Source organism: Amycolatopsis pigmentata (assembly GCF_042684065.1).
In the GTDB taxonomy this organism is placed as follows: domain Bacteria; phylum Actinomycetota; class Actinomycetes; order Mycobacteriales; family Pseudonocardiaceae; genus Amycolatopsis_E; species Amycolatopsis_E pigmentata.
Map to the genome: position 1 here is coordinate 201,349 of NZ_JBHUKR010000029.1, position 21,412 is coordinate 222,760.

Annotated in this window: 17 protein-coding genes, 1 tRNA gene and 1 pseudogene; 7 read left to right on the forward strand and 12 right to left on the reverse strand. The window is 69.3% G+C overall.

Features of this window, described 5'->3' with window-relative positions:
- Positions 1 to 61: 61 nt before the first annotated feature.
- The 4 genes from infB to rimP all read right to left on the reverse strand — a co-directional run bounded on the left by infB (position 62) and on the right by rimP (position 5,123).
- A complete protein-coding gene (infB, locus tag ACFSXZ_RS40455) occupies positions 62 to 3,046 on the reverse strand; it encodes a translation initiation factor IF-2 (RefSeq protein WP_378271780.1) in 2,985 nt (994 codons plus the stop codon).
- Between the two features lie 213 nt (positions 3,047 to 3,259).
- A complete protein-coding gene (locus tag ACFSXZ_RS40460; protein ID WP_378271782.1) occupies positions 3,260 to 3,460 on the reverse strand; it encodes a YlxR family protein in 201 nt (66 codons plus the stop codon).
- A gap of 131 nt (positions 3,461 to 3,591) precedes the next feature.
- Positions 3,592 to 4,608, reverse strand: a complete 1,017-nt coding sequence (nusA, locus tag ACFSXZ_RS40465) for a transcription termination factor NusA (RefSeq protein WP_378271783.1) — start codon at positions 4,606 to 4,608, stop codon at positions 3,592 to 3,594.
- On the reverse strand, positions 4,605 to 5,123 hold the full coding sequence (gene rimP, locus ACFSXZ_RS40470) for a ribosome maturation factor RimP (protein ID WP_378271784.1): 519 nt from the start codon (positions 5,121 to 5,123) through the stop codon (positions 4,605 to 4,607). Before rimP ends, nusA begins: the two co-directional genes overlap by 4 nt.
- A 144-nt stretch (positions 5,124 to 5,267) precedes the next feature.
- On the opposite strand from rimP, the gene ACFSXZ_RS40475 reads away from it, so the two are divergent.
- Positions 5,268 to 6,176 (forward strand): ferritin-like domain-containing protein, encoded by a 909-nt coding sequence (locus ACFSXZ_RS40475; protein WP_378271786.1) that lies wholly within the window; start codon positions 5,268 to 5,270, stop codon positions 6,174 to 6,176.
- Here ACFSXZ_RS40475 and ACFSXZ_RS40480 read toward each other — a convergent pair.
- Both ACFSXZ_RS40480 and ACFSXZ_RS40485 read right to left on the reverse strand, forming a co-directional pair.
- Complete coding sequence (locus ACFSXZ_RS40480) at positions 6,164 to 6,790, reverse strand: hypothetical protein (RefSeq protein ID WP_378271787.1); 627 nt, start codon at positions 6,788 to 6,790, stop codon at positions 6,164 to 6,166. The genes ACFSXZ_RS40475 and ACFSXZ_RS40480 overlap by 13 nt on opposite strands.
- A gap of 103 nt (positions 6,791 to 6,893) precedes the next feature.
- Positions 6,894 to 7,922 carry an aminotransferase class V-fold PLP-dependent enzyme gene (locus tag ACFSXZ_RS40485; RefSeq protein WP_378271789.1) on the reverse strand — a complete coding sequence of 343 codons (1,029 nt, stop codon included), beginning with the start codon at positions 7,920 to 7,922 and terminating at the stop codon, positions 6,894 to 6,896.
- A 327-nt stretch (positions 7,923 to 8,249) separates the two neighbouring features.
- On the opposite strand from ACFSXZ_RS40485, the gene ACFSXZ_RS40490 reads away from it, so the two are divergent.
- Positions 8,250 to 9,008: a rhomboid-like protein gene (locus ACFSXZ_RS40490; RefSeq protein ID WP_378271791.1), complete on the forward strand. Its 759-nt coding sequence runs from the start codon at positions 8,250 to 8,252 to the stop codon at positions 9,006 to 9,008.
- Positions 9,009 to 9,019: 11 nt separating this feature from the next.
- The gene (locus tag ACFSXZ_RS40495; protein WP_378271792.1) at positions 9,020 to 9,799 is read left to right on the forward strand and encodes a tyrosine-protein phosphatase; all 780 of its coding nucleotides are present in this window, start codon (positions 9,020 to 9,022) and stop codon (positions 9,797 to 9,799) included.
- A 22-nt stretch (positions 9,800 to 9,821) separates the two neighbouring features.
- Here the strand turns inward: ACFSXZ_RS40495 and ACFSXZ_RS40500 are convergent, their stop codons facing one another.
- From ACFSXZ_RS40500 to ACFSXZ_RS40510, 3 genes are all read right to left on the reverse strand, one after another.
- Positions 9,822 to 10,322 carry a pyridoxamine 5'-phosphate oxidase family protein gene (locus ACFSXZ_RS40500; protein WP_378271793.1) on the reverse strand — a complete coding sequence of 167 codons (501 nt, stop codon included), beginning with the start codon at positions 10,320 to 10,322 and terminating at the stop codon, positions 9,822 to 9,824.
- 121 nt (positions 10,323 to 10,443) lie between these two features.
- Positions 10,444 to 12,255 carry a bifunctional homocysteine S-methyltransferase/methylenetetrahydrofolate reductase gene (locus ACFSXZ_RS40505; protein WP_378271795.1) on the reverse strand — a complete coding sequence of 604 codons (1,812 nt, stop codon included), beginning with the start codon at positions 12,253 to 12,255 and terminating at the stop codon, positions 10,444 to 10,446.
- A 211-nt stretch (positions 12,256 to 12,466) separates the two neighbouring features.
- The gene (locus tag ACFSXZ_RS40510; RefSeq protein ID WP_378271797.1) at positions 12,467 to 13,735 is read right to left on the reverse strand and encodes a PucR family transcriptional regulator; all 1,269 of its coding nucleotides are present in this window, start codon (positions 13,733 to 13,735) and stop codon (positions 12,467 to 12,469) included.
- A gap of 151 nt (positions 13,736 to 13,886) precedes the next feature.
- On the opposite strand from ACFSXZ_RS40510, the gene ACFSXZ_RS40515 reads away from it, so the two are divergent.
- Entirely contained in the window at positions 13,887 to 14,087 is a 201-nt protein-coding gene (locus tag ACFSXZ_RS40515) for a hypothetical protein (protein WP_378271798.1), read from the forward strand.
- 164 nt (positions 14,088 to 14,251) lie between these two features.
- On the opposite strand, the gene ACFSXZ_RS40520 is transcribed toward ACFSXZ_RS40515, so the two are convergent.
- Positions 14,252 to 15,169 (reverse strand): patatin-like phospholipase family protein, encoded by a 918-nt coding sequence (locus tag ACFSXZ_RS40520; protein ID WP_378271799.1) that lies wholly within the window; start codon positions 15,167 to 15,169, stop codon positions 14,252 to 14,254.
- Positions 15,170 to 15,465: 296 nt separating this feature from the next.
- Here ACFSXZ_RS40520 and ACFSXZ_RS40525 point away from each other — a divergent pair.
- Together ACFSXZ_RS40525 and ACFSXZ_RS40530 are read left to right on the forward strand one after the other, a co-directional pair.
- A tRNA-Ile gene (locus tag ACFSXZ_RS40525) sits at positions 15,466 to 15,539 on the forward strand.
- A gap of 602 nt (positions 15,540 to 16,141) precedes the next feature.
- Positions 16,142 to 17,845: pseudogene (locus ACFSXZ_RS40530) on the forward strand (AMP-binding protein); the annotation flags it as partial.
- Between the two features lie 420 nt (positions 17,846 to 18,265).
- Here the strand turns inward: ACFSXZ_RS40530 and ACFSXZ_RS40535 are convergent.
- Positions 18,266 to 19,279: a sugar phosphate isomerase/epimerase family protein gene (locus ACFSXZ_RS40535; protein ID WP_378271801.1), complete on the reverse strand. Its 1,014-nt coding sequence runs from the start codon at positions 19,277 to 19,279 to the stop codon at positions 18,266 to 18,268.
- Between the two features lie 53 nt (positions 19,280 to 19,332).
- On the reverse strand, positions 19,333 to 19,974 hold the full coding sequence (locus tag ACFSXZ_RS40540) for a TetR/AcrR family transcriptional regulator (protein WP_378271803.1): 642 nt from the start codon (positions 19,972 to 19,974) through the stop codon (positions 19,333 to 19,335).
- An 89-nt stretch (positions 19,975 to 20,063) separates the two neighbouring features.
- On the opposite strand from ACFSXZ_RS40540, the gene ACFSXZ_RS40545 reads away from it, so the two are divergent.
- Positions 20,064 to 21,395: an MFS transporter gene (locus tag ACFSXZ_RS40545; protein WP_378271805.1), complete on the forward strand. Its 1,332-nt coding sequence runs from the start codon at positions 20,064 to 20,066 to the stop codon at positions 21,393 to 21,395.
- Positions 21,396 to 21,412: the final 17 nt, after the last annotated feature.

The window sequence follows — 21,412 nt, forward strand, 5'->3', positions numbered from 1 at the left end:
TCCGGTACCGGAGAAGGGGCTCCGGCGCGGTTCGCCCCGGAGCCCCTTCTTCACCGCGTCACTAGGCGCGCGGCTTCTCGCGCTGTTCGTAGGTTTCGACCTGGTCGCCGACCTTGATGTCGCTGTAGGACCCCAAGGTGAGACCGCACTCGAACCCGTCGCGTACCTCGACCACGTCGTCCTTGAACCGGCGCAGCGAGCTGACCGGCAGGTTCTCCGCGATCACCACGTTGTCCCGCAGCAGGCGGGCCTTCGCGTTACGGCGGATCTCGCCCGAGGTGACCAGGCAACCGGCGATGGTGCCGAACTTGGAGGACTTGAAGACCTCGCGGACCTCCGCCTTGCCGAGTTCGACCTCCTCGTACTCCGGCTTGAGCATGCCCTTGAGCGCCTGCTCGATCTCCTCGATGGCCTGGTAGATCACCGTGTAGTACCGGACGTCGACGCCCTCGCGGGTGGCCCGCTCGGTCGCCTTGCCCTGGGCCCGCACGTTGAAGCCCAGCACGATCGCGTCCGAGGCGGTGGCGAGGTCGATGTCGCTTTCGGTGACCCCACCGACGCCGCGGTGCACCACGTTGAGCTCGACGTCGTCGCCGACCTCCAGCTGCAGCAAGGCCGCTTCGAGCGCCTCGACGGTACCCGAGTTGTCGCCCTTGATGATCAGGTTGAGGGTCGAGGTCTCCTTCAGCGCGGAGTCGAGGTCCTCCAGGCTGACGCGCTTCCGCTTGGCGGCGTTCTGCGCGTTGCGGATACGGGCCTGGCGGCGCTCGGCGATCTGCCGGGCGACCCTGTCCTCCTCGACGACCAGGAAGGTGTCACCGGCACGGGGCACCGAGGTGAACCCGATGACCTGCACCGGCCGCGACGGCAGCGCCTCGGTGACGTCCTGGTTGTGCTCGTCGACCATCCGGCGGACGCGGCCGTAGGCGTCGCCCGCCACGACCGAGTCGCCCACCCGCAGCGTTCCGCGCTGGACCAGCACCGTGGCGACCGGACCGCGGCCACGGTCCAGGTGTGCCTCGATCGCGACACCCTGGGCCTCCATGTCCGGATTGGCCCTCAGGTCCAGCGTCGCGTCGGCGGTCAGCAGGATCGCCTCGAGGAGCTGGTCGATGTTCACGTTCTCCCGCGCGGAGATGTCCACGAACATCGTGTCGCCGCCGTACTCCTCGGCGACCAGCCCGTACTCGGTGAGCTGCTGGCGGATCTTCTGCGGGTTCGCGCCTTCCTTGTCGATCTTGTTGACCGCGACCACGATCGGCGCCTTGGCCGCCTGGGCGTGGTTGATCGCCTCGACCGTCTGCGGCATCACGCCGTCGTCGGCCGCGACCACGAGCACCGCGATGTCACTGGACTTCGCACCACGGGCACGCATCGCGGTGAACGACTCGTGACCCGGGGTGTCGATGAAGGTGATGAGCCGGGGGTTGCCCTCCAGCGCGGTCTCCACCTGGTAGGCGCCGATGTGCTGGGTGATGCCGCCGGCCTCGCCCTCGCGCACCTTCGTCTTCCGGATGGTGTCCAGCAGACGGGTCTTACCGTGGTCGACGTGACCCATGACGGTCACCACCGGAGGCCGGACCCGCAGGTCCTCCTCCTCGCCGGCGTCCTCGCCGTAGCTGATGTCGAAGGCCTCCAGGAGCTCGCGGTCCTCCTCTTCGGGGCTGACCACCTGCACCTGGTAGTTCATCTCCGAGCCGAGCAGCTCGAGGATCTCCTCGGACACCGACTGGGTCGCGGTGACCATCTCACCGAGGTGGAAGAGCACCTGGACCAGCGAAGCCGGGTTCGCGTCGATCTTCTCCGCGAAATCGGTCAGCGAGGCACCACGCGGCAGGCGGATCGTCTCGCCGCTGCCCTTGGGCAGGCGGACACCGCCGACGCTGGGCGCCTGCATGTTGTCCATGTACTCCTGGCGCTTCTGCCGCTTCGACTTGCGGCCCTTTCGCGAGGGGCCACCGGGACGGCCGAAGGCACCGGCCGTGCCACCACGGCCACCGCCGCCACGGCCACCGCCGCCACGGAAACCGCCGCCACCGGCCGGTGCGCCACCGCCACCGCCACCGGGACCACCGCGGAAGCCACCGCCACCGCCGCCGCCACCAGGACCGCCACGGTAACCACCGCCGCCGCCACCACCGGGACCACCGCGACCGGCTCCACCGCCGGGACCGCCACGGCCGGGCGCACCGGCGCCACGGCCGCCGCCGGGACCACCACGGCCACCGCCGGGGCCCGAGGGCCGCGCCGGACGGCCGGGCATCATGCCCGGGTTCGGACGCGGCGGCATGTTGCCCGGACTGGGCCGGTTGCCGCCGCCGGGACGTGGCGCGGGAGCCGGGCGGTCGCCACTGGGACGCTCGCCGCCCGGACGCTCGCCACCGGGACGCGGGCCACGCTCGTCGCGCGACGGCCTGTCACCACCGGGACGCGGCGCGGCGGGACGCGGCGCGGGCGAGCCGGAACCGACGCCGAAGGGGTTGTTGCCCACCCGCGGCGCACGCGGGCCGGGCTTCGGGCCGCCGGGCTTGGGACCCTGCGGCTTGGGGGGTACCACCGAACCCTGCTGACCGGACTGCGGTTGCGGCCGGGGCGCGGGCTTCGGAGCGGACGGCCTCGGTTCGGACCTTTGCTCGGTCCTGGCCGCGGGCACCTCCGTCCGGCGCTGCGGTTGCTGAGCCTGCTGCGGGGCCGGAGCCTGCTGCGGCACCGGGGTCTGCTGCGGAGCGGGACGGGGTCCGGGGCGCGGACCGGGGACCGCGGACGGACGCGGCCGCTCCTGGGTGGATTCGGGAGTCCGGGGAGGCGCTGGAACGGCACCGTTGCCCGGGGGCGCCGACGGCACCGGCTTGCGGCCACCACCGGACCGGCCGGACCGGCCGTCCTTCGCCGAAAACGCGTCGCGCAGCCGACGGGCCACCGGGGCCTCGACGGTGGACGACGCGGACTTCACGAACTCGCCCTGCTCCTTGAGCTTGGCGAGAACTTCCTTGCTGGTGACACCGAGCTCCTTGGCGAGCTCGTGTACGCGGGCCTTACCTGCCACTGCTCTCCTCAACTGATGAGGCCAGGCGGTAAGGGTTCCGCTGACCTCGTCCTATCGTCGCGCGTTCATGGCTTCAGCTTCACGGCTGACTCATGACGGGTCGACCTGCTTCCTTGGTTCCGGCCGGATGGAGGGGGGTCCCCCATCCGTCTTGTTCGGCGAATCGCGGCCCGCCGGCCGCCTTCGCGTCCGGCACGGCTTGTGCGCCTCACTTCACACTGGTTCTCCGGCGCTCACCCCGAGCACCCGCTTCAACTCCGCGCCGTCGAGCGGCCCAGGAACCCGCAATGCCCTGGTGAACGCCCGCCGCCGCTCGGCCTTGGCCAGACAGTCCGGTACGGGGTGAAGCCATGCACCCCGGCCCGGCAACCGCCGACGTTCGTCGGCGACCAACCGCCCGCCCGTCGCGACCACTCGCAGCAACGCACCGGACGAAGCCCGCTTCCGGCATCCGACACACGTCCGGATCGGGGTCTCCCCCTCTCCGGCGCATGCTTCACCCGTACGCGGCCTCCGAACCTTCTCCGAGTCTATCTCGTGGCCCCTCACTCAGCCGAACCGGTTGTTGCCGGACGGGGTTCGGGGTCCGCGGCCGCGTCGCTGCGGATGTCGATCCGCCACCCGGTGAGCCGGGCGGCGAGCCGGGCATTCTGTCCTTCTTTGCCGATGGCGAGCGAAAGCTGGAAGTCCGGCACCACGACGCGGGCCGTCTTCGTGCGCTCGTCCACCACCTGTACCGAGACAACCTTCGCCGGGGACAAGGCATTCCCGACGAAGCGAGCCGGGTCGTCCGAGTGGTCGATGATGTCGATCTTCTCCCCGGCCAGCTCGCTCATCACGTTGCGGACACGCGCGCCCACCGGCCCGATGCACGCGCCCTTGGCGTTGACCCCGGGCACCGTCGAGCGCACGGCGATCTTGGACCGGTGCCCGGCTTCCCGCGCCACCGCGGCGATTTCCACGGTGCCGTCGGCGATTTCGGGCACTTCGAGCGCGAAGAGCTTGCGCACCAGGTTGGGGTGGGTCCGGGACAGCGTGATCTGCGGGCCCCTGCTGCCACGCGAAACGCCGACCACGTAAGCCTTGATACGGCTGCCGTGCTGGTAGGACTCGCCGGGCACCTGCTCGGCCGCGGGCAGCACGCCCTCGGTGTCCCCGACCTGCACCACGACCATCCCCCGGGCGTTGGCGCGGGCGTCGCGCTGGATCACCCCGGCGACGATCTCGCCTTCCTTGGCGGAGAACTCGCCGTAGGTGCGCTCGTGCTCGGCGTCGCGCAGCCGTTGCAGGATGACCTGGCGGGCGGTGGTGGCCGCGATGCGCCCGAAGCCCTCCGGAGTGTCGTCCCACTCCTCTTCGACTTCGCCGTTCTCGTCCAGTTTGTAGGCGAGCACGCGGACGTAGCCGGTCTTGCGATCGATGTCGATCTTGGCGTGCTGCTGGTGGCCCTCGGTGTGGCGGTAGGCGGTCAGCAGTGCGGTCTCGATGGCCGCGATCACCGTGTCGAAGGGGATGTCCTTGTCCCGCTCGATGGCACGCAGCGCCGCGATGTCGACGTTCACCTGGTTTCCTCCTTCGTCGCGGCGGCGTCGGTCTCGAGCAGTTTCAGATCCTCCGTCGGCGGTTGCTTGAATTCGATCTCGACCACGGCCTTGCTCACGTCGCGGTAGCGGACTTCGCGGATCTGGCCCTCGACCAGCATCCGGACCGCTTCCGCGCCGGCGTGCCCCACCCGGCCCACGAAGCCGGCGCCTTCGGCCGGCGTGACCCGGACCAGATGGTGACGGGCCCGGCGCCAGTGTCTCGGCAGGGTCAGCGGCCGGTCCACGCCCGGCGAGGTGACCTCGAGGGTGTAGGCGCCCGCGATCAGATGGTCATGCCGGTCGAGCACGGCGGAAACCGTGCGGCTGATCTCGGCGACCTCGTCGAGCCCGACGCCGTCGTCCGAGTCGACGACGACCTTGACCAGCTTGCGGCGGCCCGCCTGCTGGACATCGAGGGCGTCGAGGTCGAAACCCGCGCCGGCGACGGCTTCGGCCACAACGGGCTCGAGCCGGGCGGCGAGTTCTCCAGGCACCTTGGCGCTCTCCTGTTGCTTTTCTGTTCGTCTGTGAGGGTCAAGCTTATCTTGTCTGCGTCAAACGGCTGAGTCGTCTCCGCGTATGTCCTGGTCGCGCCGTGCCTGTCAGGCCGGTCGCCGGGCCTGGCAGGATGGCTCACCGTGACGCCTCGTACCCGTCGTGACGTCCTGCGTGCCGGCACCCTGGCCGCGCTGGCCGTCTCGCTCACCGCATGCCGGACCGGCTACTCCGACGAGCCCGACCCGCTCGCGCCGCTGGCCGAGCAGGCGCGCGCCGACGCGGACGCCGCGCACCAGGTCCAAGGCGCCGCGGCGGCCCAGATGGCCACCCTGCGGAGCGCCCACGCCCAGGCGCTGCAAGCCGAAGTGGACCGCCTCAACCGGCCGAAGTCGGCGACGCACCCCGACACCCCGTCCGGCGCCGGTGTCAGCGGACTGCGGGCCCGGCTCGCCACCGCACGGCAGCAGGCCGAGAACCTGGTGCCCTCTCTGCAGGGGTTCCGGGCGGGCCTGGTGGCCGCTGTCGCGGCCGGGTGCGCCGGGCTCCAGGAGGTCTCCGAACTGGGCACCGGCGAGGACCCCGGCCCGCTCGGCACCACGCGCTCGCCCGTCGCCGCCGAGTCGGTCGACTCGCTGCAGAAGGTGCTGACCGCCGAACACGCGGCCGTGTGGGTGTACACGCTGGTGACCGCGTTCGTGCCGAGCAACATCGTGAACAGCGCCGCCGACGGGGCCACCGAGCACCGGGACCGCCGCGACGCGTGCATCGTGATGCTCACCGCCGCCGGCGCCCAGCCCGCGCCCGCCGAACCCGCCTACCTCACACCGCAGCCGGTGACCGACGCGGCCTCGGCCAAGAACGCGGTCGCGGCGGCCGAAGCCGACGCGATGGCCGCGTGGCGCGGCGTCCTCGAACGGGCGGGCGACGGCGAACTGCGAGCGCTCGCCCTGCGAGGCATGCTGCTCTCCGCGCGGCGTGGCACCCGCTGGCGGATCTCGGGCGACATCTCGCCCATCGCGGTCGCGCTCCCGGGCGCTCAGCCGAGCTGAGCGCTCAGCGCCAGGGCTTCGGCGTCGACCCGCTTGAGCGTCGCGTCGTCCGGATGGTCGTCGGAGAACGCCGACAGCACGATGGTCACCTGGTCGCCGTCGGTCTTCGACCCGTACTTGCCCGCGCCGAGCCGCTTCGGGGCGTCGGAGAGGTGGGCGGTGCCGTCCTTGATCAGGTCGTTGATGTTGCCGGTGCCGTCCCGGTCGGCGATCGACTTGAGCGCGGCGGCGTCGGCGGGGCTGGCGGTGGTGACCACCGCGATGGACACGACCACCCGGGAATTGCCGTAGGCGGTGTTGTAGAGGGCCCGCGCGAGCCGCTGGCACGGGTGCTGGGTGAACCACGTCCGCACTTCGCCGGTCGAATTGGCGGCACAGTTGGTCGACACGACCGGGCCTTCCGCCATGGCGAACGTGAACTCCTTGTGGACCGCCGGGCTCGCCACCCCGGCCTGCCCAGAGTCATGCCGCACCAGCCACCAGAGCAGGCCCGAGACCACCGCGACCGCGACCAGGGCGAGGGCCTTGAGCAGGTAACCGGTCCGTTTCGGCGCCGCCGGGATTCTGGGCAGCGGCGCGGTTCCGCCGTTCGGCGGGAACTGGGCTCCAACCACGATCGACCACGGTACTGCGCTCGCGGGCTTCCCACCGCGTTAACCCGCTCGAAGTTCAGCCTTTCTCGCCCGACTTCACCCCTGATGTGCGCAGAGTCACTGATCAGGCGAGCGCGGAGAGCACGCGCTCGACATCGTCCATCGTGTTGTAAAGATGAAAGCCGAACCGTGCCTTCCCCGCGCGGAAGCTCGCCCTCACGCCGGTCTCCTCGAGCCGGGCGGCGTCGCCGTCCACGGACACGATCGCGCTGCCTCGCTCGGGCAGGCCGAGCCCGGCCAAGAGGGCATCGGCCAGTTTGACGCAGTGGTCCCGGACCTCGGCGATGTCCAGCGAGGCCAGGTAGGGCAACGAAACCGCCGCGCCGACGTGGGCGAGCCAGACCGGGGACAGGTCGAACGCGCGGGCACCACGGGCGAGCCGCAGCGGCATGCCATACAAGGTCTGCCAAGGGTTTTCGCCCGCGAACCATCCCGCCGCGACCGGCACGCCTCGCTCCAGCGCCCGTGGATGCACCGCGAGCCAGGCGGACCCGCGCGGGGACAGCAGCCACTTGTAGCCGGCGCAGACCACCCAGTCCGCCCAGTCCAGCCGGAGCGGAAGCCAGCCGGCGGCCTGGGAAACGTCGAGGACGACGGCGGTTCCCGCCTCCCGTGCCGCTTCCCGCAGCTCGTCGAGGGCGGCGATGGCGCCGTCGGCCGACTGCACGACGCTCACCACCACCAGGTCGTGGCCCGGCACGGACCGCGCGAGCTCGCCGAGATCCACTTCCGTCACCGTGACACCGCGATGTTCCTGTGCCGCGAACGGGAACGTGGTGCTGGTGAACTCCCCCGCCGCCGCCAGCACCTTCCCGCCGTCCGGCACTCCCGCCGCGACCACCGCGAGCAGTTGCGACGCCGACGCCCCGATCGCGACCCGGTCCGCGGGCACACCGATGAGGTCGGCGAACCCCCGCCGCGAGGCCGCCACCGCTTCGTCGAAATCCGGTGGGGCGTCGGCCCCGCGCCGCCACCGGTCCACCGCGGCGGCCACCGCGTCGGCCGTCACGGCGGGCGGAATCCCGATGCTCGGCGTGTTCACGTAACCGTCGGGGACGTCGAAAACCCTTCCGAAAGCAGTGCGTCCGGTCATCGCTGTCCCTTCGCGACCTTGCGCGCCCCCGCGATCGTGTCGACAGAGCGCTCCTTCCCTGCACACGGCACGCCAGGCGGAACGGCGCCCTGCCGCCCCGACAGCGGCAAAAGAAGGCGCGCTCTGTAGTCACCTGGACGGCCGCGGGTTGACCCAAGGGGTGTCATGGCTCCACCATGCCGGACACCACGCTCGCGGTCACACGGATTACGTGTGGGCTCCCTTCGTCGGCAAGCGATGGGCCGGACGGCGGTCACGGGCGCGGATCACAGTGAATTCACAGCCGGGCGATGGTTTCTTTTCAGAGTGAGCCCGCAAACTGAGTCAGTGCGTGAGGAAGCGGCCACGACGCGAAGACGGCACCGGTGGGTCATCCGGGCCGGACGGCTGCTTCCGACCCCGACCGGGACCCCGTTCACGTTCTGCTACCTGGTCGTCCTGCTGGTGACCTCGAACATCCAGCGCCTCGCCGGTGCGAAGATCGCGGCCCGCCTGCTGGCCGTGTCCAGTACCGACGCCGACAACCTCGTTCATCACCCGATCAACAGCCTGATCAGCAGCGCGCTGTGGCTGGGAAGCAAGGACTGGCTGGTCTACGCGGTGATCTTCGCGGTCGCGGTCGCGCCGCTGGAACGGCGGATCGGCTCCGGGTGGACGTTCGCGATCTTCGCGAGCGGGCACGTGCTGGCCACGCTCGCCACGGAAGTGCCGATGATCGTGGCGCTGCAGGCCGGGCTGCTCCCCCATGAGGCCGGGCAGTGGCTCGACGTCGGCGTCAGTTACGGCTTTTTCGCCACCGCGGGCGCGATGGCGATCGTCCTCGTCCCGAAGCAGCGCGGGTGGGCGGTGGCCGCGATCGACCTGTTCATCGCGGTGATCTATGTCACCGACGCGCCCGCCACGCTGCCCGCCGGTCTCACCTTCGCCGGGCACCTGATCGCCGCCCACATCGGAATGCTCGGCTGGCTGACGTGGTTGCGGCGCCACGGTTACGCCGGCACCGCGCGGATCGGCCGCGTCCGCGAAGAACCCGGCGCCGGCGAGGTTCGCCCCACCGCCGCCTTGGCTGCGCCTCCGGCACCATGAACCATGGGTCCATGCGATGGCTCGAACTCGAAGGCGCCGTCAACGCCCGCGATGTGGGCGGACTGCCCACCGACGACGGCGGGCGGATCGCCCGGCGCCGCCTGCTCCGCTCGGACAACCTCCAGGACCTGACCGTCACCGACATCAAACTGCTCGTCGAGGAATTCGACCTGACCACGGTCGTCGACCTGCGCGGGACCCATGAGGTCCAAGCCGAAGGGCCAGGCCCGCTGCGCGGTGTGGAGTCCGTGCTGCACGCGCACCACTCGGTTCTGCCCGAGGCGGGCGAAGCGACCGACGCCGGCGCGGAGGCGATGCTCGGCCACCGCCGTGAGCGCGCGCTGGCCCGGTACCCGGCGGATCCGGTGTGCGCGATCTACCTCGGCTATCTCGAGGACCGGCCCGACAGCGTGGTCGGCGCGCTCCGATCGGTCGCGGCGGCCCGGGGCGCCGCGCTGGTGCACTGCGCCGCGGGCAAGGACCGGACCGGCGTGGTGGTTGCGCTGGCCCTGTCGGTCGCCGGGACACGCCGGGACGCGGTGATCGCCGACTACGCCGCCAGCGGCAACCGGATCAGCGGAATCCTCGCGCGCCTGCGCGCGTCCCCCACCTACGCGCCTGATCTGGCGAAGCGGCCGGACGACGCCGACCACACCCCGAGGGCCGAGACGATGGCCACGTTCCTGGATCAGATCGACGTCCGTTATGGCGGAGTCCACTCCTGGTTGTCCGAGCACGGTTTCGACGGCGCGGAGACGGACCTGTTGCGCGCCAAGCTGATCGAGAGCTGACCGGGGAGGCTTGGGACACGCGTTAATCGAGGTGCTCGGCGGTGGAACCGGCGAGGGGCATCGCGGGCAGGCCGAGCTTGCGGTGGTCCCACGAGCGCACCCGGTCGACCTCCACCCGCACCGCGACCCGCTTGTGTAGCAACGCTTCCACGGCCGGCTTCATCTCGTCGCCGTAGGTGCCGTGGTAGCGCTCCCAAACACTGACGCCGACCTGCCAGAGCTCCTCCGGGTCCTCGCTGATCACCCCACGGCCCTCCAGCGACACGCCCCGCAGCTTGTCGTAGGTATGGCCGTCCTCGATCATGCAGGTGATCCGGCCGTCGCGGCGCAGGTTGACCACCTTCTGTGCCTTGGCCTTGGTCTCGAACCAGATCTGGCCGTCGATCACCGCGTACCACATGGCGACCAGATGCGGGGCGCCGTCCGGGCCGAGGGTGGCCATCGTGGCCGTGCGGCTCTTCTCGATGAACTCGGCGATCTCCTCGTCGGTCATCCGGATCTGCGCGCGCTGGTTGACACCCATGCGGTCCGCCTCACTGCCGTACCGTCCCCGGGACGACCTGAATCCTCCACAAAGGACAGTCCTGTCGGCGCGGGCTTGCCCGGTGAACCCTACCGCCCGGTAACCGGCACCGGCAAACAACTCACTTGTGTTCGGCGACCAACGGAAGGAAATCCGCGAGCTTACGACCGTCCCGCAACACCAGGACGACGCCTCGCACGAGCGGACGCGCCTCGGCCAGCAGTTCGGAGGCGAGCTCCAGGCCGACTTCCCGGCCGCGATCGCCCGCCGCCTCCAGCGTGTCCAGCGTGGCGCGCGGGATGCGCACGTCTGGCACTTCGTGGGCGAGGTATTCGGCTTCGGCGTACCCGGTCAGCGGTGAGACCGCCATCAGCACCGGAACGTCCTCTTCGGACAGTACGGCGAGCATCGCGGCCAGGCCCTCGGTCTCATAGATCGGCCTGGTGATGAGGAACTGCGCACCGGCGGCGATCTTCGCCTTGGTGCGGGCGAGTTCGGCGTCGCGGTCTTCGGCGCCGGGGTTGAACCGGGCTCCGATGTGGAAGGAGGTCTTCGTGGCGAGGGTGAGACCGTTGCAGTCGCGCCCGTCGTTGAGACCGGCCAGCAGTTCGATGAGGCCTACCGAGTCGACCTCCCATATGCCGTCCGCGTTCGGGTAGTCGCCCCGCAGCGGCGGGTTGCCGGTCTCGCAGACGACGGTGCGCATCCCGAAGGCGTGCGCGCCGAGCAGGTCGGCCTGCAACGTCATGATGGTCTTGTCCCAGGTCGTCACGGTGGCGATGGTCTCCGCGCCGACCTCGCGTTCCACGTGCAGGGCCAGGCTCGCCGAACTGACCTGTGCGCGGGCGCTCTCCCGTGCGGCCACGAAGACGAGGTCGATTCCGTTGCGGCGCAACACACTGACCAGTTCGGTGGCTTCCTCGGCACCGCCGCCTGCCGGCGGCGCGATCTGCGCGGCGACCACGAAACGCCGCTCCGCGAGCCGTTGCGCGAGCCTGCCGTGTTCGGGCTGGACCAGCGGGCGCGGGCGCACCGGTTTCGGACGGCGCTGTTGCTTCGGCCGCAGATCGGTCAGCGTGGTGACGATGTCGCGGATGTGGGCGGGGCTGGTTCCACAGCAGCCACCGACGATGGAGGCACCTCGCTCCACGTAACGGCGCGCGTAGCGGGCGAAGTAGTCGCCCTCGACGCTGTACTCGAACCGGCGTCCGATCCTGCGGGGCAGGCCGGCGTTCGGCTGGGCGCTGATCGGCAACGTGGTGTACCGGCGCAGTTCGTCGACGACGGCGAGCATGCGCTGAGGGCCGACCGTGCAGTTGGCGCCGAGCGCGGTGATCGGCAGCTCACCGAGCGCGCTCGCGACCTCGTGCGGGGTCTCGCCGCCGGGCATGAGGCCCTCGGCGGTGAACGTCGCCTGGGCGAGAATCGGCAGTTCGGTGAGGCCGGCGGCCACCCGGACGGCCTCGACCAGTTCGTCGAGGTACCCGAAGGTCTCCAGCACCAGCAGGTCGACACCGCCGTCGACGAGCGCGCGCACCTGCTCCCGGATCGCCTCGACCCGCTCGTCGGGCCGCACGCTCTGGCGCTGACTCGCGCTCACCGCGGGCGAGACCGAACCCCCGACGAAGATCGTCCGGTCGACACCGCGACGAGCCTGCCGGGCGAGCCGGACGGCGGCGAGATTGATGTCGCGGACGCTGGTGGAACTGCCGTGTTCGGCCAGCCGCAAACGATTGGCGCCGAAGGTGTTGGTGAGCACGATGTCGACGCCCGCGCCGACGTAACTTTCGTGGACCGTGCTCACCAGTTCGGGGTTGGACAGGTTCAGTTCGGGCAGCGCGCGGTCGAGGGAGTTGCCCGCCGCGTGCAACATGGTGCCCATCGCCCCGTCGCAGACCAGCACCCGTTCGCGCAGGACCTCCGCGAAATTCATGGTCCCTCCGTTCTCCCCGCGACTTCGCGCGCCCCCTCGACCCTAGTCATGGTCCCTCCGGTTTCCCCGCGACTTCGCGCGCCCCCTCGATGATGTCGACAGGGCGCTCCTGCCCAGCGCAGGTCACGTCGGATGGCTGGGCGCCCTGCCGCCCTGAGCGCGGACAAAGACGGGCGCGCTCCGTGGTCACCTCGAGAGGCGCGACTTGCGATCATGGTCCCTCCCCTACCGCGTCGAGAATCTCCAGGGCGACCTGAGCCATGAGACGGTCGCGATAGTTAGTGAAGTCCAATGCGGTGATCTGCTCAACCCTCCGTACGCGGTAGGTCACCGTGTTCGGGTGGACGTGCAGAGCACGGGAGGCGCGCTGCGGGCTGTTGTTGGCGCGGAAATAGCAGCCGAGAGTGGTCAGATACTCCGACACCGCGGCCCGGGGATGCGTGCTCAGCTCACCGAACACCTCGTGCGCGAAGGCGCGCAACTGTGCCGGGTCGGCCACCTGGAGCAGCAGCCGGTGGATACCCAGTTCGTCGAAGGCGACGACGGTGCCGGTGCGGCCCATCCGGCGGGCTGTCTCGACCGTGCGCCGGGCTTCGTCGTAGGACGTGGCGATCTGCTCCGGCGGTCCGCAGCGTCCGCCGATCCCGACCGTCACCAGGGCCGACGGGAACAGCTCGCGAACCCGGTCGAGGCAGGCGTTGGTCAACCGCTCGGCGCGGTCGGCCTGGTCGGCGCGAGGAGTGTCGCTGGGCAGCACCACGACGACCTCGCGGTCGCGGACGGCGATGATCGCATCGGAGGCCTGGGTGCCGAAGAAGCGCTCGATCACGACCGGCGCCCGCTCCCCCAGCCCGTCTTGGCTCTGCTCCACGACCAACGCGAGCACGCGATGGTCGCGGGTCTCGTCGTAACCGAGGTGACGGGCCCAGCGCAGCACCTCGTCGGCGTCGCTGCCCTTGCCGGAGAGGAGGCCCTCGATCAGGTCCTCACGGGCGCGGGCTCCCGCCGCGGCCACCACCCGCTCACGGCCGAGGATGACCCCGCAAACCGTGGCGGCGTGCTCGGTGACCAGCAGGCGCATGTCGTCGCCGATGTCGCCCTCGCCGTCGTGCAGGGTCAGCAGGAAGGCAGGCACCTCGTTGCCGACCGGAATCGGAGCGACGATCATCGGCGACGGCTCGATCACATCCGGGATCCGCGCCGCGCGCCGGGTGTGCCCGGTCAGCGCCAGGACCTGCGCCAGCCGGGGATGCACGACACGCTCGCGCACCACCTCTTCCGCCACCCCCGCAGGGGACGCCGCGGCGAGCACCCCCATCCGCTCGTCCACCACGGCGACCGTGGCATCCATCCGTTCGGCGATCAGCTCGGTGACGGCTTCGATGCCCGAGTCCTGGGCGGCGAGCGTGGACAGGTGGCGGTACACCGCGACCAGTCCACGTAGTGCGGTGTTCTCGCGGCTGATCTCGTTATCCGCCACGGGCACATCGTAAAGGCAATTTCGCCGGCGGCCGTCGAGCTTTGTGCCCGGACCCAAGAACGCGAGGCCAGGTTTGGGGCCGCTGTCATTGTTGGGGCCCGGCGGTCACGCGTAGCGTCGGCTTCGCCCCAGCAAGCGAGCGAGGTATCCCATGAGTGATTCGGCGCGTTGTCCGCACTGCGAGTGCCCGCTTCCCGACCCGGCGCAAACGGTCGCCGTCGAGATCGACCGGATCCGCCGGCTCGCCGAGTCCCAGGACTCCCACCGCGTCCAGGAGCTCACCGCCCAGGTCCGCGAACTGCAGCAAACCGTCGCCCGCCTGCGCGCGCACGCCGCCGCCGGCTACCGCTGACCACTCCGCTGTCTCGACGACGGCCCACCGCCGCGCTTCGTTCAGGCCGGTCACGCGAATACCGCACGGCGTGCTCTCCGAATTCCAGAATCCGGCGACGCGAATTGCGATCGGGAAACCCACTGTCGTGGCGGCCGGGTGACCGGCCGCCACGACAGCGCATGTCAGAGGACGCTCACGCGGGTCGCTTCCTTTTTGCCTTGGGCGTAACCGGCACGAGCGGCGGGGACACGGGTCGCGGGATCCATCTGGTTCGTGCCCATCGCGGCCAGGGAATCGGCGTCCGGTGTGATCACCTCGACGCGGCTTCCCTGCTCGCGCAGAACCTTGACCTGGCTTGCCAGATCCGTGCCCCATTCCGGGTCTCTGCGCAGACCTTCGAACTGACCTGCTCGCGGTGGTGTCCGGCTCCGTCCGCCGAACGGCGAGAGCACGACGACGCGTCCGTAGCCCGAGGCAAGGTCGGCGTTCTCGGCGGAACGCACGCCACCGTTGATGTAGTGAGTGCCGTCGATGTCGTGCGTGGGCCCCGCACCGGGCAATGCGGTGCTCGCGGTGACCGCGTCCACCAGGTCGACGCCGGAATCACGGTCGAACACCGCCAATTCGCCGGTATGCGCGTTGACCGCCACCACGATCATCGGCCTGTCCGGCCATTCAGCGCGAGGTAACCGGGCCGCGACTGTCGCCCGCCGCTGTCCAGCCACCTCAGGCCCGAATCCGGAGTCACTCTCCAACCCGAACGCACCCATCGCGCGCCGCAGATCGGCCGCCGAGGTGGCGGCGGCACCGATGGCCCTCATCCGCTCGAACACCGTCGCCATCGGCGGGGACGGCGGCAGTTGTCGGCTCTGTCCGGCCGGCCGACCCGTCGCGGACAGTACCGACGCGAGCAGTCCGGCCGCTGGGATACCGCTGCGCACCTGCGCCGCCGTGGTGGAACCGGACGATGTGCCGACCACCAGATCGGCGGCTTCTGTCAGATCGAGTCCGGCCTCGGCCAGACCCGCGATGACACCGATCTGCCACGCTTGTCCGGCGGCCCCGCCACCACCGAGAACCAGGGCAAGATTGTTGACCATGGAATTCGCCTTCCAGGAGTGCCTTGTTGTCGAGGCGCTCCCGGCGATACCTACGTCAATCGCCCGACCGTGACGGGAAGGAGAGCACCCACGTCGATACCGCGTTCATGGGTCTCACCTCCTCGGACGGCGTCACGATCGACTGCAAGCTACCAACCCGACACGATCCCGCCCAACTCTTTTCCCGCCACGTGATCACGACGGGAAGTCGGGTGCGCGACCTCACCAGCCCGCTCACCAGCGCGTACGGTATGTTGACCGGCATCCTGGGGCCACGCGTCGGCAGCGGCTCCCGGGGGCCGGTAGCTCAGTTGGTTAGAGCAGGGGACTCATAATCCCTTGGCCGCGGGTTCGAGTCCCGCCCGGCCCACCGATGACAGAGCCAGAAAACGCACTCTGACCTGGCCATTAGCCGTCAATTGGTGATCTTGTGGACGGTGGCCGTCAGTCGCTGGCCGTCGGCGTCTGCCAGCGTTCGCGGGACAGTCACGGGACAGGTCGGTGATCATCACTGGTCGTCCAGCGTCTGCGCCATGCAGTCCGGGTGGCCAATACGGTTGGCCTGGCGCTGGCGGGGTAAACGATGTCGGGTCTGATCACCGAGAGGACCACGATGTGCCCGTGCTCGGGGGGTGTGGCGAGCAAACTGGGCGTCCGGTTCGAACGCTGGTGGACGGTCTATGCACTGCTCGACGTGCTGAGCGGCGGAGCGGAGTGGCTTCGGGTCGAGGTCCCGCACGAGCACAGGGCTGAGTTCTGCGTCTTGCAGGACGGGGTTCGAGTCTGGCACCAGCAGTGCCGCCGACGCCTGGGTACGGGGGCCACAGCTCGCGATCGCGGAACAGCACCGGCCGCACAATGCCCACGACCGCCTCGTGTGGTTCGGGCTGGAGACCAGACCGTTCACTGCCGCAACCCTGGTGACGTCGCCGAGATCCCCAAGGGGGTCAGGGGTTCGAGTCCCCTTACTGTAGCTATGACGACGTTTTTCGGTCGGCGGTGCAAGACCGGGAAGGCTTCTGGCTGAAGGCCGCCGCGGGGCTGGACTGGAACACCGTGCCGTCGAAGGCGCTCGATGAGTCGAATCCACCGTTTTACCGGTGGTTCCCCGATGGCGAACTCAACGTCGCGCACAACGCCCTGGACCGGCACGTCCAAGCAGGCCGCGGCGACCAGCCGGCGTTGATCTACGACTCCCCCGTCACCAGCACGAAACAGACCTACACCTACGCGCAGTTGCGCGACGAGGTCGCCACCTTCGCCGGGGTCCTCCGCGACCTCGGGATCACTCCGGGCGACCGCGTGGTCATCTATCTGCCGATGGTGCCCGAGGCCGTGATCGCGATGCTGGCGTGCGCCCGGATCGGCGCGGTGCACTCGGTGGTGTTCGGCGGGTTCGCCGCGAACGAACTGGCCGTCCGCATCGACGACGCGGCTCCGAAGGTGATCGTCTCCGCTTCCTGCGGCATCGAGGGAAAGCGGGTCATCGAGTACAAACCGTTGCTGGACAAGGCGATCGGCATGGCCTCGCACAAACCGGACGCCCAGGTGATCCTGCAACGACCCCAAGCCGAGGCGGCCATGTCCGCAAGCGATATCGACTGGACCGACGCCATGGCGAAGGCAACGCCGGCCGAGCCCGTACCGATGCGCTCGACCGACCCGCTCTATGTCCTCTACACCTCAGGCACGACAGGCAAGCCCAAGGGCGTGGTCCGAGACTGCGGCGGGTACGCCACGGCACTGGCCTGGTCGATGGCGCAGGTGTACGACGTCGGCGTGGGTCAGACGATCTTCACAGCCTCCGATGTCGGGCGTGTGGTTTCCGATTACGGTGTGCGGAGCATGTTCACCGCGCCGACCGCCTTTCGCGCGTTGAAGAAGGAAGATCCCGAAGGAACGCTCGCCCGCCAGTACGACCTGTCCACGCTGAAGTACCTGTTCCTGGCCGGAGAACGGCTGGATCCCGAGACCTACCGATGGGCCTCCGATCTGCTCGAGGTACCGGTGATCGACCACTGGTGGCAGACCGAAACGGGCTGGCCGATCGTGGCGAACCCGGCCGGAATCGAACTCTTGCCGATCAAGCCCGGCTCCCCGACCAAACCCATGCCAGGCTGGGACATCCAGGTCCTCGACACCAAGGGCACGCCTGCCGCCCCCGGCGAAGACGGCGCTATCGTCGCGAAACTGCCCTTACCACCGGGCGCTTTCACCACGCTATGGAACGACGACAAACGGTTCGTGAAGTCCTACCTTTCCCAGTTCGACGGCTACTACCTCACCGGTGACGGTGGCCGGATCGACGCCGACGGCTATGTCTTCGTCATGGGCCGCACCGACGACATCATCAACGTCGCCGGGCACCGGCTGTCCACCGGCGGTATGGAGGAGATTCTCGCCTCCCACCCCGATGTCGCCGAGTGCGCGGTCATCGGCGTCGCCGACTCACTGAAAGGGCAAATCCCGCGCGGCTTCGTAGTACTCAAAGCCGGAGCCGCAGCGGACGGCGAAGAGTTGCGCGCCGACCTCGTACGGATGGTCCGCGACCGCATCGGCGCCGTCGCGAACCTCAAGGACATCGCGATCGTGACCGCCCTACCCAAGACCCGCAGCGGCAAGATCCTGCGCAAAAGCATGCGCCTTGCTGCGATCGTCGACGCCGTGGCGGAGCCATGTGTCCTCGTCGGGGCCTCGATGGGCGGGATGACCGCCCTGATCGGCCAAGGTGAACGCGGCGATCTGGCGCGTGCCCTGGTGCTCGTCGACATCGTGCCGCGAGTCGAGCCCAAGGGCGTCCGGCGGATCATCGAATTCATGTCGAGCGCGCCGAACGGATTCGGCTCGCTCGACGAGGTGATCGAGGCCAAAAAGGCGTACAACCCGCGCCGCAAACGCCCCCCGACCCGGGATGGGGTGCGTCGCAACGTCCGGCCGCACTCCGACGGACGCTGGTACTGGCAGCGAGCGGGTCGCCGGCTTCCTCGATCTGGCGCTGGGCGACGCCGGCTGACATCCGGCGGCGTCGGCCCACGATGGACCGCAGCACAGCCCGTGGGAAACCGCTTGTCCCCTGGCACCGCCAGACTTGACGGCCTACTGGTTGACGAAAGCCGCGTCGAACGACGCCTCAGGCCGATTCCACAGCAACGAGCGGATGCGGCCGACCGCCTCGGGCGCGCCGTGCAGGCGGTCCATGCCGGCGTCCTCCCACTCGATCGAGATCGGGCCGTCGTAGCCGATGGAGCCGAGGGCGCGGAACGCGTCCTCCCACGGGACGTCGCCGTGCCCGGCCGAGACGAAGTCCCAGCCGCGGCGCGGATCGCCCCACGGCAGGTGCGAGCCGAGGATGCCTGAGCGGCCCGTGGCCGGGCGCAGGCGCGTGTCCTTGCAGTCGACGTGGTAGATCCGGTCGGCGAAGTCGACGATGAACCCGATCGGGTCGATGCCCTGCCAGAACATGTGGCTCGGGTCCCAGTTGAGACCGAAGGCCGCGCGGTGGTCGATTGCCTCGATGGTGCGCACGGTGGTCCAGTAGTCGTACGCGATCTCCGACGGGTGCACCTCGTGGGCGAAGCGCACGCCCTCGGCGTCGAAGACGTCGAGGATCGGATTCCACCGGTTTGCGAAGTCCTCGTAGCCGGCCTCGATGCGCTCCGCCGGCACGGGCGGGAACATCGCCACGTACTGCCAGATGCTCGACCCGGTGAACCCGACGACCGTGTCGATCCCGAGCTTGCGGGCCACACGCGCGGCGCGCTTCATATCCTCGGCCGCACGCCGGCGCACACCCTCGGCGTCGCCGTCGCCCCAGATGTAGGGACGCACGATCGCCTGGTGGCGGAAGTCGATCGGGTCGTCGCAGATCGCCTGGCCGCCGAGGTGGTTCGAGATCGCCCACGCCTTCAGGCCGTATCGGTCGAGGATCTCGAGGCGCGAGCGCACGTACGCGTCGTCCTCGTCGGCGCGCTGCAGGTCGAGGTGGTCGCCCGACGCCGCGATCTCGAGGCCGTCGTATCCCCATTCGGCCGCGAGGCGCGCCACCTCCTCAAACGGCAGGTCCGCCCACTGCCCGGTGAACAGAGTGACGGGATGCGATGTCTCGCTCATGATTGTTTCCCTTGCTGTCGTTTCCGGACGTGAGGTCGCCGAACTGGGGGCCTTCACCTGGCGCGGGAAGTGGGCGATTCGGCCGCGTGAGCGGCCAGGGCCCGCGACGGCAGCGCAGGAACGACGATGTCGACGCCCTGGATGGTCGCCAGCACCTCGGCGGCGCTCTCTTCCAGCGAGCGAGAGGGATTGTCGCCCCAGTGGGTCCACGCGAGTTCCCACACGGCGAAGGTCATCTTCGCCGTCAACTCCACCTCGGGCGAGTGAAGTTCCTTGCCCATGCGCTCCGCCAGAGCGATCGAGAGGTTCTGTTTACCTTCTTCGAAGATGTCCCAGAGGGCCGCCCGCGTCGTGGGGTTGCTGTCCATGACTTGGCGTGCGGCGATCAGGCGTCCAATGTCGTTGATGTGCACGTCGAGCGCGCCGATGATCACGGCGCCGAGCGACTCTGCCAGGGGCTCGGATAACGGGCGCCGGCGGAGGGCGTCGCCCATCCGCATTCCGTTGCTGAACGGCCCAATGGCGAGATGGTCCTTGCTGGGGAAATAGCGGTAGAGCGTGGTCGATCCCACTTCAGCTCGCTCGGCGATCTGCTCCATCGTGGTCGCGGCGAGGCCCTGCGACAGGAACAGGTCGAGTGCCACATCGAGGATGTGCTTGCGGGTTCTCTCCGCCTTGATCTCACGCAGTCCCATGTGAGCACTGTACCGAAAGCGGGTTTGCCTAACGAACGGGTATGAGTGCATAGTGGGCATCATTCCCGTTTTTGCCACAAAGGGGTGTCATGACTCTTCCAGCCGAACCTCTGGCGACCGCCAGCCTGCTGAAGGCCGTACCGCACACGCCGTTCCCTCGGCTGGTCACGGGAATGCTCATCTCGAACCTCGGCGGCATGATCGCGTTGCTGACCCCCTTGCAGCTGCTGCTCACGCTGCACCTCACCCGCATCGCCGGAGTCGACGCAGCTGCCGCCTTCGGCGTTGTCTCGGGTATCGGCGCACTGTTCGCGGTGTTCGCCAACCCACTCGGAGGCCGCCTCAGCGACCGCACCGCCGCACGCTTCGGGCGTCGTCGCACCTGGATCCTCACCGGCGCCATCGCCGGATCCCTCGTCATCTTCGCGATCAACTTCACCACCGAGGTGTGGCAGGTCATCATCGTGTGGGCGCTGGCGCAGACGGCGTTCAACTTCCAGCTGGCCGCATCCAATGCGCTGATGCCGGATCAGGTGCCGGAAGAGCGCCGTGGAACGGTCGCAGGCCTCGCAGGCGCGGTCGCCGCTCTAGCACCCCTGTTGGGCCTGTTGGCAGTCAGCCTCATCCACAACTCGCTGATCCAGTGGACGATCGTTGCGGTCGTCGCCCTGGTGGCCGGCATCATCGCGGTGATTCTGATCCGCGATCCACAGCACCTGCAGGCGGACCGCGTTCCGCTCAACATCGTCGAGTTGGCCAAGTCCTTCTGGCTGAACCCGCGGCGTCACCCCGCCTTCGGCTGGGCGTGGATCACGCGCTTCTTGATCACCTGCGGAGTTGCCGCGAACTCGTACCAGACGTTCTTCCTCATGCAAAAGCTCGGGTACACCGAGGAAGAGGTGGGCGGGCAGGTCCTCCTCATCGCACTCCTGACCGTCGGACTGATCGTGGTGGCCAGCGCCATCGGCGGCGTGCTGTCGGACAAGATCCGCAGGCAGAAACCGTTCGTTGTCGCCGCGGGGGTCCTCGCTGCGGCCGGGATGATCGTGATGGCCTTCGCCTCCGACGTCTCGCACGTGTTCGTCGCCGGAGCCTTGACGGGCGTCGGAACCGGACTGTTCTTCGCAATTGACCTGGCGCTGTGCGTCCGCATGCTGCCGAGCAGCGAGAACGCAGGCAAGGACCTCGCCATTATCAACATGGCTAACACGCTGCCGCAGTCTTTCGTGCCGCTAATCGCCCCGGCACTGCTCGCCCTCGGAAGCTTTCCCGTGCTGTACCTGACGCTGGCCGTGCTGTGCCTACTGGGCACCGTCGCCGTGCGCCGGCTGTCCGACATCGGTCAGGAGGAGGATCCCTGCTTCGCTCCAGTAATGAGAATCAAGCCCACTAGCAGCCATCCCCAGAACCCTGTCCTCTGATCCTTCTAGATCAAGGA